Source organism: Thalassoroseus sp. (assembly GCF_984380535.1).
In genome coordinates, this window is sequence record NZ_CFHRBF010000036.1 from 1 (window position 1) to 11,411 (window position 11,411).

The window sequence follows — 11,411 nt, forward strand, 5'->3', positions numbered from 1 at the left end:
CGTACCCGCAGCAAGACGGAAAGACCCCATGAACCTTTACTGTAGGCTGATATTGTCACTTGGCATGTTTTGTGTAGGATAGGTGGGAGGCTATGAGACCGGTACGCCAGTATCGGAGGAGCCATCCTTGAAATACCACCCTGAGCCTGTTAGGTGTCTAACTTGTACTAGTGAATCCTAGATGAGAACAGTGTCAGTTGGGCAGTTTGACTGGGGCGGTCTCCTCCCAAAGAGTAACGGAGGAGCCCAAAGGTACCCTCAGCCTGGTTGGCAATCAGGCGAAGAGCGTAAAGGTAGAAGGGTGCTTGACTGCGAGATCGATGGATCGAGCAGAGACGAAAGTCGGGCTTAGTGATCCGGCGGTTCCGAGTGGAAGGGCCGTCGCTCAACAGATAAAAGGTACTCTGGGGATAACAGGCTGATCACTTCCGAGCGTCCATAGCGGCGAAGTGGTTTGGCACCTCGATGTCGGCTCATCACATCCTGGGGGTGAAGAAGCTCCCAAGGGTTCGGCTGTTCGCCGATTAAAGTGGTACGTGAGCTGGGTTTAAACCGTCGTGAGACAGGTTGGTCCCTATCTGCTGTGGGCGTACGAGACTTGAGGGATTTTCTCTTTAGTACGAGAGGATTTGGAGGGACGGACCTCTGGTGTTCCTGTTGTCACGCTAGTGGCACCGCAGGGTAGCTATGTCCGGTCAGGATAAGTGCTGAAAGCATATAAGCACGAAGCCTTTCCCAAGATGAGGTCTCGTTGAACTTTGTTCTGAAGTCCCCTGGAAGACGACCAGGTCGATAGGCCGGATGTGTAAGGTTGGTAACAATCTCAGCTGACCGGTACTAACGGACGAAAGCTTGACCACATTGATTTTTGGCTCTCAATAGAGCTGAGTCAGTGGATCAAAACCAAAAAGCAAGGGTAACACTCTTTAACTCTACCACCATTTTTATACGGCAGATGAAAGCGGCTTTGCTGGCACATCTGCTAATTCCGGTGACTATACCCACGAGGCCACACTCGTTCCCTTTCCGAACACGATCGTAAAGCTCGTGGGGCCGATGATAGTGCCCAACAGTGCGAAAGTAGGTCATTGCCGGATCTTTTAAACCCCACGGTTCACGCCGTGGGGTTTTTTTGTGCGCGCTAAAATAACGGAATGACAAGCAAAACTGTGCTCGATCTCGGAATACACTTCGTTTCCAACACGCGAAGGTCGTACAATGACCTCATGACGTGTTGATCGATCGGGAAGGAGTCGAATGTTTTCCTTGTATTTCCACGTGCTTCGTTCTCTACAAGCTTGGTTGCCGATGATCGTCATCGCGATCGCCACTGTCAGTGGTAGTCACTCGACGATGTCTCAACTGCATGCTCAACCCAATACGGAACCGTCTTCAGAAGAAGTGGGACAGCTGGATCCATCCTTAGTGACGGATCGCATCGCGGCGCAGATTCTGGATCGTGTCGATGCCGACTTACAGAACGGCGAGTTGATCCGCGGATTAGCAGGGCTCCAACGGATTCTCGATCTTCCCAGTGACTACTTTTTCTTGAGTGAGAAAAGTGGACGGGTCACTTCGTTGCGGAACGAAGCCGATCGCTACATTGAAGAGTTGGATAACAATTCATTCTCGACGTATGAGCGACAAGTCGGTGTCGATGCCGACCGGTTGCTGGAAGATGCGACCGAGTTCCCGGATCAGTATCGGTGGTCGATGGTCGTTCGCCGCTTTTTTCATACGAGGGCTGGTCTCCAGGCAGCGGATCGGTTGATGTCGGCGGCAATCGACCGCGGCGACTTTGGTACCGCGGTGCAGATTGCTGACGCCGTTTTCGAAAATCCGCGGCATCGCAAACGTTTGTCGATTGGATTTGCGACAAAAGCGATCTTTGCAGCTGCGTCCGCGGGAAATAACGATGTCGTCCAGAAGTTTTTGCGACGATTTCGTGATGAGAAGACGCGTGTCGCTGGGCAACTTGTCTCGCTCGCGGGGTTTGCAAGTTCTCTACCGCTGCAGGAATTTCCCCCTTCGCGGGAGACGGACTGGCCGGTTGCGTTTGGAAATCGCGAGCGGAACCCGAATCATGTCGCCAGCATTCCGTTATTGAGACCGATTTCGAGTCATTCGTTCGCGAGTCAAGCCGGACCAGAGTTCCGTCGCCAACTCGATCAATGGATCGAACAAATTGGCAATGACTTGCGACCGTTGGCTGTCGCTAATCAGGCGGTTGCAGTCGGTGATCTCGTGATATTTCGTGATTTCGAGTCTGTCCATGCGATTCAGGCATCGGACGGTCAATCGGTTTGGCGTTATCGGGAACCGGTTTCGCTGTCCGAACGGCTACGGTTGTCGACGCAGCCGAACGGGTTTCGTCGGCAACGCCAACAGTCATTCGGGTTAAGTTCAATTTATGCTGCCAATTCCATTCGGGGGCAGTTAGCGTGTGATAGCCATCGGGTTTATTTTGTGGAAGATCGACCTGAGATCGACAAAAAGGTGGAACTCGATTTAGGAATCGCATTGCCGGTCACACCGAACCATCGTCTGGTCGCGCTATCGCTCGGACTTCCCGAGAAGTGCGAGACAACGGCAAACGAACCGGTTTGGAGTATTGGACGGAACGAAGTCGCCCCGAATCTGGATGCTTCCGAGTCTTTTCGCATCCTCGGTCCACCGTTGTCGATCGATGGTCAACTGTTTGCCTCGGTCGAAATTGAAGGCCAAGTGAATATATTGGCGATCGCTCCAGTCACGGGAGAGATTCGATGGAAACAGGCGTTGGCTTATCAAGACAATTTGCAACGAGTGTCGCAACCGACGGAAGATTTTTCCGCGACACCGCTGGCATACGCCGGGGGAACATTGGTGTGTCCAACGGGTTCACATTTGTGGATTGGAATCGATACGTTCCGTAGTCAATTGAAATGGGCGTATTCGGTTGAAGAGCAAACGGAATTTGGCGGGCCAACTCGCCACCGAGTCGCAGCTCAGGGCGATGCGGTTTTTCCACCAACGCCGCACATTTCCGATGGACGCGTTTATTTTACGTCTCCTTATACTCCGCACTTGCATTGCGTGGATGTCGAGACTGGTGAGCGAATCTGGCGAGCCCCTCGCAGAGAGAGTGATTTTTACATCGGGGCGATCAAAGAAAATATTATTTTGGTCGTGGGCCGACAGGGGTGTCGCGGGTTAGCGACGAAAACTGGCGAGGAAGTTTGGTCAGTCCGATATGGAGCACCTTCAGGAACCGGCTTCGCCAGTGGTGACCAATATTTATTACCACTCCAGAACGGGGCGATTGCAGCTTTTGATATCGCCACAGGCACAGAACGCGGGATTGTGGAAACCGCCGACGCGGAAACTTCGGCCAGTCCGCCGGGAAATCTGATTCCGGTCGGAGAATTTGTGGCTTCCGTGAATTATGAAGGGCTGACAGTTTATCCGCAGACCAGGCCACTTCTCGTCGAGACCCGACGAACATTGAAGGCGAATCCAGAAAATATCGATCATCGGTTGTTGGTCGCGGAACTCGAATTGTTAACCGGTGACTATCCGCGGGCGATGCAGTCTTTTGAACCATTGCAGAACCGAGATGGTTTTTTGCCGGCACAATTGAAGCGAAGAAATTCGATTTGGCGAAAACTACTGACCTGGCAGTTGGCACGTGAGCCGGAACAGGGGAATGAGATTCTCGCCAGGTTGGCGAAATTAGCGGATAGCCCGACCGAGCAAGCCAAATTCTTAGTGCAGAAGGCGGAGTTTTTACTCCAAAGTCGTGACATTGTCGGTGTGTTGAAGACGGCCACGGAGTTAGCCGGGTCGGATTCAAAGATGCCGATGTCAGTTCGTTCAGACGGAACTCATTGGCTATCCCCCCCGACATACGCTCAGGATTTGATGGAACGGCTGATCAAAGATGTTGGTTTCGAGCAGGTTTGGGCTCATGTCGACATCGAACAACAGCAACAACATGCATTGACGGCCGACAATTCGCGGCAGTTGATGCAATTTTTGACTTTATTTGGTGATCGGCCGCAAGCTGACGCAGTTCGGGAGAAACTGGCTGAACTGAAAAAGCAAAGTGGCCAGTTCAATGCGGCGGAATTAATTTGGCTGAGAAATCAACAATCGGAAGATTCCGTCGTCAAAGCCACCGCCACAGTGCGGCTTCTCGAAATGTATCAGGAGCTTGGGCTGTATTATGAGGCCAGCCGACAGTGGCAACGCTTAGAAAATTTGCCGGCGGATGTGCAACTCTCAACGGGGGAATCGGTTGCGAATGTGACGAAACGTCTGCAACAGGACTCGATTCTGAACATGACGCGAAAAATGTCGGGACCGGCCGAGACGGTCGAGTCTGTTCGCATTCGATCATCGAATTGGGTCACGAATGTGGAGGCGTTGGAGAAATCGTTCGGCCGCTATCGCACCCGGTTTTTACTGCCTTCGAACATGCCGTTTCATCTTGTCGACCATGATATCGGTCCTTCGGGTGTAGCGGCGATTGATCGTCAAACCGGCTATGTTGCGGGACATTTGCCGATTCCGACGCGAAATTCGTTTCCGTCGCGTTCGAAAATGTCTCAGCCCGGAAATTTTCTCCCCGTTGGCGGACCCGGGGAAATGCTTGGCCTGTCGTTGTTGGAACTCGAACGGAAAAAACCGCTTTGGGCCGGGAAAACTCGGCTGCAAATTCCATCGGCGTATGTTCCGCGAGTTGGGCCGTACGGATTGGATTATTGTGTTTTTCAGTCGCAACGAGCCATTCACTGTGTCGACCCGCGAACGGGAGTTGTTCAATGGGAACGTGAACTCGATGACCCAGAGTCGGGGCTGAAAAACGATCCCGATGGTGGGATTATTGGTGATGACAAAGTGCTCGTCGTTTTTGGGGCAGATCGTCAAACGTATAAGGTGCTGCAAACGCGGACAGGTCGCGAACTCCATCGAGGAGTGTTGCAACTGGACGTCAATCAAATTCGCCGCTCGTTCGGGCGAAAATTGTTTTACGTGGCGACAACACCGACGGGACGACGCATGCGGATTTGGGACCCGCTTTCAAACCGACATCCGCTCGATGAACCCGTCGCGGGGCGTGTATTCTCGGCCGTCACTCCTGACCGGGAATTAGCGATCGTCTTGCCACGCAAATTGGAGGGCCCAAAAACAGGCTTTGTCTTGAGAATTCTGGATGTCGAACGCGATCACATTCAGGTGGAAGTGCCGTTGTCGGTGCAGGACCTGCAACGTGTCAACTATCTTCGCGTGTTTCGTCGCGGCGGACGGTACTATGTCAATTTGCATCAACCGTTTCAGCAGGCCCTTGGCGATTGGTTCAGTTACTACGCCAGCGACACGTTTTTGCCGGCGGAAAGCGTGCTGGGTGAACTGATTTCGATCGACGTCGAGTCGAATCGCATCTTGTGGAGACGTGAAATCCCGCAACGCTCGATCTTGGAGTTGCCGTTCTTCGATCTGCCGTTTTTGGTCATGATCAGTCGTGTTCGCGATCGCGAATCGAATCGTCGTCAGGCATTGTTGGTAGAAATTCTCGATCGAGACACTGGCCAAACAATGGCTATCGCCGACAATATCCTGCCAGACCGTATCGTTCATGTCGAATACGAGCCGATGGCACGACAACTTCTCCTGCAAGGACTACGCACTCAGGTCACGATTGATTTCTCGGATCGACGAATTTTTGAAGAAGGACTTCCGCTGTAAGTGGTGTTGTGATCACTGGTTGGTGGTTGCAACTCTGTCACGGAATGCAAGTCTGAAAAAACGAAGTTTTCAGGATTCAAAAATCCGGTCAGAATGCGGCAGGTCACTGCTTTTCGTAGTCCCATGTGCGGGTTAGAATTCGGGATCGCTTTCAATTCGTGTTCCACCGTAAAACCAATATGGCTGAAACCTCACTCGCTTTTCGAAATCATGATCACATCCGCATCTTGTTTGGTCCTCAGGATCGGTTTCTGAAACGCATCCGCGACGAGACCGGTGTGGATGTTGTTGTGCACGGTGATGAAATTCGTCTCAGTGGTTCTGATGAAGAAGTCAAACGGGCGCTAGAGATCGTCACCGTTTTACACGCCTATGTGGAACAGCGGGGGCGTTTGCCGGAAGCGGAAGTCGATCGTGTGTTAGGCGTGGAGCCGGCAACTCCGGCAACTCCGGCAACGACGGATTCGCCCGATACGTTTATAAACGTCTTTGAAAAAGCAAAGCAAATTCGCCCGCGAACTCCCGGGCAAGCCGAGTACACGAAGACGGTCGAGGAAAACGACCTCACGTTTTGCATCGGTCCAGCGGGTTGCGGGAAAACGTATCTTGCCGTCGCGCTTGCCATCAATGCATTGCGGACGGAAGCCGTGCGGAAAATCGTATTGGTTCGTCCGGCGGTCGAAGCTGGTGAGAAACTTGGGTTTCTTCCGGGAGATTTGCTGGCAAAGGTCAATCCGTATTTGCGTCCGCTCTTGGATGCGTTGCACGATATACTCGATTATGAGCAAGTCAAACGCTACATGGAACACGATGTTGTCGAGATCGTGCCATTGGCGTTCATGCGGGGGCGAACGCTCAATCAGACATTCATCATTCTGGATGAAGGCCAAAACACGACCGTTACCCAAATGAAAATGTTCCTCACGCGGATGGGGGAAGGATCAAAAATTGTTGTCACCGGTGATATCACGCAGTTAGATTTGCCCTCGAATGTCAAATCGGGCATGACTGATGCGGTACATCGTCTTGGCGGAATCGATGGTGTCGGCGTGGTGCGACTGGGTGGTCGCGACATTGTACGGCATCGCTTGGTTCGGGAAATTGTCGATGCATACGATGAAGGAGAACACGGCGATCGCGAACGCTCTTCCTTCTCAAAGTCGAAAACACGGAAACCGTAGTTTGTGGTTGTAGCGAAACAGTCTGATACGAGAGTGACCTCTTTGCGATTGGTTGAAAGCCGGTTCTGATGCCGTTGTTCGGTCCCAAGAAAACAACTCGCACCTCGCGTGCCGCAACCTTGCGACCGTCTTCGGGCATGGGGCGGTGGTTCGATGTGACGATCCGCAACCGGGAGGCCCTTTGGCAACTCGGCTTGTTAGTGGTAGCGGTGTTGTTGTTTTTGCCAGCGGTCGAGGCGTGGCGAACGCCGTTTCCCTATCGACTGGGTGATCGTGTTTCCCATGGGTTGCTGGCGAAAATCGATTTTCGTCGGCTCGATATTTATCGAACTTATGTCGCTCGGGACAATGCCGAGTCGGGCGTGTTGCCGATTTTCTATCACGATTGGGAATCGCTCGATGAACTCGTGTTGCGATTGCGTTCGGACCTGTCCGAGGTCGCGAATGCGAATACGGTCGAAGAATTATCGCCCCAAACACGTGCGGCGTTCGGTTTGACAGCTCAAGACATGCCTCAAGTGGGCATGGATATGCACACCGAGTTCTCCACACTCAAAGCGTTAGTGGCTTCCGAAGATGGTGTGGATGGCAACCGCATCGATACGTTGATCAACGAGTTCGAGCAGTTCATTCAACCGATCCAACGCTCGGGATTGGCCGATCCCGAAGTCTTCGATACTTATCAAATTCCGCCGGAAAGCATGATTTCAGTCGTGCGAGACGACACCCCGGGATCGCGGGTGGTTGTCTTTCCGAACAATGTCCAGCTTGATGAAGTCCTTGGCAAGACCGGGCAGTTGGGAAAAACCTGGCAGAGTTTCCCGGAGTTAAACCGACTCGAACGGTTCCTCACACGTTGGTTGACGTTCCGCAATCCGATCACGTTGGAATACAACGACGAAGCCACGCAACTGGCACGTCGGAATGCTCGCGAATCGGCCGACCCGGTTTATGACGAATACCACCGGGGTGATGTGCTAGTGGAACCCGGCGGCGTGATTGATTCCGACCGCTTGGAGGTTCTACAAGCCGAGTTCGATGCCATGGAAGAACTCGCGACGCCCATGGAACAGATGGTTCGCGTGGGGACGATTCTGGTCTTGCTCGTGGTGCTGGCGGTGCTCAATGGTTACTACGTGGTGCGGAATGAATCGCGATTGCTGACAAAACCGTCTTCGCTGATTCTATTCCTGTCAACGATGTTGATCGCTGTATTGATTGGTCGCTGGTTGTCTTATGACCCCTGGCGGGCGGAAGTCATTCCGTTGGCTGCGGTGGTAATGATCTTTGCAATTGCCTACGGACAAGTTCTCGCCACCCTCACGGCGTTATCGTTGTGTCTGATTCTCACGGTCTCCACGCGGGCGAATTTGCCGCAGTTCATCGTACTGATGAGTGTGGCCGCAACGTGCATTATGCGGCTATCGCAAGTTCCGTCTCGATCGACGTTGATCAAAGTCGGTCTGTGGTCGGGGCTGGTCTATTTTCTGGTGAGTTTAGGCGTGGGCGTTGTGAGTCATCAAACTTACATGCATGCCTGGACGGATTGGGAATTGATCAAGGCGAGTGCTCGGGGAGCCGCCTGGTGTGTGGCTGCTGGGTATTTGGTAGCGGGAAGTTTGCCGTTTATCGAGTCGCTGTTCGGCGTGGTGACGGACATCAGTTTGCTGGAAATGAGCGATGTGTCTCATCCGTTGTTGCAGGAACTCGTGCGGCGGGCACCGGGAACTTACAATCACTCGATGACGGTGGCGTCAATCGGGGAAGGGGCCGCCGATGCCATCGGCGCGAACGGGTTGCTAGTGCGAGTCGGGGCGTATTTCCACGATATCGGGAAGATGCTCAAACCCCAGTATTTCATTGAAAACACTCGCAAAGGCGAAGAGAACAAACACGACCGACTGGCACCCGCGATGAGCGCGTTGATCATCATCGGGCACGTCAAAGACGGTGTCGACTTAGCCAACCAACACAACTTGCCTCGACAATTGGTCGATTTTATCGAACAGCATCACGGCACCACCCTCGTCGAGTTTTTCTTCCGACAAGCCCAAGGGAAAGCCAGCGAACAACCCGATCACCGGACCGATGCGGACGAGTCGATGTTCCGCTACCCCGGGCCGAAACCCCAAGCGAAAGAAGCCGGCGTGTTGATGCTGGCGGATGCGGTGGAAAGCGCGAGTCGGACACTCAGCGAACCCACGCCGGCGAGTATCGAAAACCTCGTCAACAAAATCGTGATGAAGAAGCTGCTCGATGGGCAGTTCGAAGAATCCGGATTGACGCTGACGGAAATTCGAATCGTTGAAGAGTCGCTCATCAAATCTCTCATTGGGATTTATCACGGACGGATCAAGTACCCCGATCAACCGCCGACGCCCAAGAAAGTTGGCGACGATTCACCTGCAACGCGAAAAGCATCCGATAAGCCGCCCGAACAAAAATCCGGCGAAGACACACCCAACGAACCAAGTCCGAGCGAAGACGCCTCCGACGAAACGCCGCAACAACGAAAAGATTCCGCATAATGGTCCCGCAGCATGTCATCGAGATTGCCGACTCACAGGACTGTTTGCCGATCGATGCGGAAGTCTTGGAAGATATTATCCGGACCGTGTTGGTCGAAGAGGAAGTTGCGGGGGCGGAGATCAGTGTCGCGATTGTCGATAACCCGACGATCCACGAATTGAATCGACAGTACCTCGAGCACGATTACGAAACCGACGTTCTCAGTTTTCTGCTCGAATGCGACCCCGAGCCAACCCCAGACGAGGAAGTGCCTCGCGGGCGGGGGAAACGGATTGAGGGTGAAATTATCGTGAGTGCGGAAATGGCGAAGCAATCCGCGGCAGATTTCTCTTGGAGTCCGTGGGAAGAGTTTGTACTCTATGTCGTTCACGGGTTGCTGCATTTGGCCGGCTATGACGACCTTTCCGACAGCGAACGTGAAATCATGCAATCTCGGGAACAGCAGATGCTCAGTCTGTGTGGGATGCCTCAAATTATTCGTAAGATTCGGTGATGGGGAAAGTTCTAGATTTCGATCGCTGTGATGGCGTCGAAACAATACCAATCGCGTCCTCTGACGCAGACAATTCGGTTTCCCATCTTTCGATTTCTTGGAAGGGGAGACAGAGTTGAACCCTTGGGTTTTGTCGACAGCCTTGGTTTTGCTGGCGGCTTTGTTCCTGTTCACGAATTTAGTGGCCTACTGCCTGCGAGATTTCTCCCGCAGCCGACTAGACGAATATTGCAAATCCCACGGATTGCCAAGACGTTTCGGGGAGATTCTCCGGGAATACGAGACGGCGTTGTTGGCAGTCGAAATCGTTAGCACGGTGACGGCCACGCTGCTGGTCGGGGTGTTCACGCTCGAATATCTCACGCATTTTAGTCGACCGACTGATGTCTGGGCGTGGGTCGCCTTGGTTGGCGAAGTTCTGATCGCGTTCTGTCTGCTGATTTGCTTCGCAGTCGTTTTGCCATGGTCGTTAGCGCGGGTTGCCGGTGAGCCGATTTTGGCACGTTTTTGGCGAGCTGTGCAGGTGATTCACTATCTGGCAAAACCGTTGATCGGCTTTGCCTGGAAGCTCGATACGATTTCCCATCGCCTCGCCGGGATCCCGGAACCGAATCACGGGATCGATATGCTGACCGAGGAAATTCGGACCGTCGTCGATGAAGGGCAACGGGAAGGGTTGTTGCATCACGAAGCCCGTACGATGATCCATCGTGTGATGGAACTCAAAGACGAAGATGTCGCTGCCGTCATGACGCCGCGAACTGATATGCGGACCGTGCATGTCGAAGCTTCCGTGCAAGAAGCCCGCGAAGTTTTCTTGGAACACGGTCACTCGCGGTTGCCGGTCGTGGGAGAAACCATCGACGACATTATCGGGATTCTCTACGCCAAAGACCTTCTCAGGCACGTTAGTAACGGTGAGCAAAAGGAAGCGGTACTCCGGGATTTCGTCCGTGATCCGATCTACATCCCAGAAACAACGCCGATCGATCGCTTGCTGGAGATGATGAAGAAAGAGCACATCCACATTGCGATCGTGATCGACGAGTACAGCGGTGTCGCCGGTTTGGTCACGATGGAAGATATTCTCGAAGAAATTGTCGGTGAAATTACCGATGAATACGATCCCGAGGAAGAAGAAGGCTTCCGGCGGATTTCACCGGATATTGTCGAGGTGGAAGGCCGGGTTCACATTGATGATCTCAACGAGCACTTTCAATTCGATCTCCCGGAGGACGGCGACTTCGAAACAATTGGCGGGTTCGCCATGAATCACATGGGCCGTGTTCCCAAGAGCCGGGAAGATTTTATCTGGCGACAACTTCGCGTGACCGTGCTAGAAGCCGACGAACGTCGCGTGCAGAAATTACGCATCGAACGTGATCGAACCCTGGCCGCCACCGCTGCGGATGAGGGGTAGAGGATTGAGGATTGAGGATTGAGGATTGAGGATTGAGGATTGAGGATTGAGGATTGAGGAT

General features: G+C 53.1%; 5 protein-coding genes and 2 rRNA genes. All 7 read left to right on the top strand.

The genetic code is table 11. From position 1 onward, the window contains the following. A 23S ribosomal RNA gene (locus AC5DDB_RS29420) occupies positions 1–860 on the top strand; the annotation flags it as partial. A 127-nt stretch (positions 861–987) separates the two neighbouring features. Further along, positions 988–1,097, top strand: a 5S ribosomal RNA gene (rrf, locus tag AC5DDB_RS29425). A gap of 160 nt (positions 1,098–1,257) precedes the next feature. After that, entirely contained in the window at positions 1,258–5,727 is a 4,470-nt protein-coding gene (locus AC5DDB_RS29430; protein ID WP_491743346.1) for an outer membrane protein assembly factor BamB family protein, read from the top strand. 179 nt (positions 5,728–5,906) lie between these two features. Beyond that, positions 5,907–6,908 (top strand): PhoH family protein, encoded by a 1,002-nt coding sequence (locus AC5DDB_RS29435; RefSeq protein ID WP_491743347.1) that lies wholly within the window; start codon positions 5,907–5,909, stop codon positions 6,906–6,908. 68 nt (positions 6,909–6,976) lie between these two features. Continuing rightward, positions 6,977–9,436 carry an HD family phosphohydrolase gene (locus AC5DDB_RS29440; protein WP_491743348.1) on the top strand — a complete coding sequence of 820 codons (2,460 nt, stop codon included), beginning with the start codon at positions 6,977–6,979 and terminating at the stop codon, positions 9,434–9,436. Beyond that, positions 9,436–9,930 (top strand): rRNA maturation RNase YbeY, encoded by a 495-nt coding sequence (gene ybeY, locus AC5DDB_RS29445; protein WP_491743349.1) that lies wholly within the window; start codon positions 9,436–9,438, stop codon positions 9,928–9,930. The genes AC5DDB_RS29440 and ybeY overlap by 1 nt, the downstream gene beginning before the upstream one ends. A 115-nt stretch (positions 9,931–10,045) precedes the next feature. Then, complete coding sequence (locus AC5DDB_RS29450; RefSeq protein WP_491743350.1) at positions 10,046–11,350, top strand: hemolysin family protein; 1,305 nt, start codon at positions 10,046–10,048, stop codon at positions 11,348–11,350. The last annotated feature ends 61 nt before the right edge of the window (positions 11,351–11,411 follow it).

Coding starts and splice junctions, on each gene's coding strand:
- AC5DDB_RS29430 (WP_491743346.1), top strand. CDS start 1,258: ATGTTTTCCTTGTATTTCCACGTGCTTCGTTCTCTACAAGCTTGGTTG.
- AC5DDB_RS29435 (WP_491743347.1), top strand. CDS start 5,907: ATGGCTGAAACCTCACTCGCTTTTCGAAATCATGATCACATCCGCATC.
- AC5DDB_RS29440 (WP_491743348.1), top strand. CDS start 6,977: ATGCCGTTGTTCGGTCCCAAGAAAACAACTCGCACCTCGCGTGCCGCA.
- ybeY (WP_491743349.1), top strand. CDS start 9,436: ATGGTCCCGCAGCATGTCATCGAGATTGCCGACTCACAGGACTGTTTG.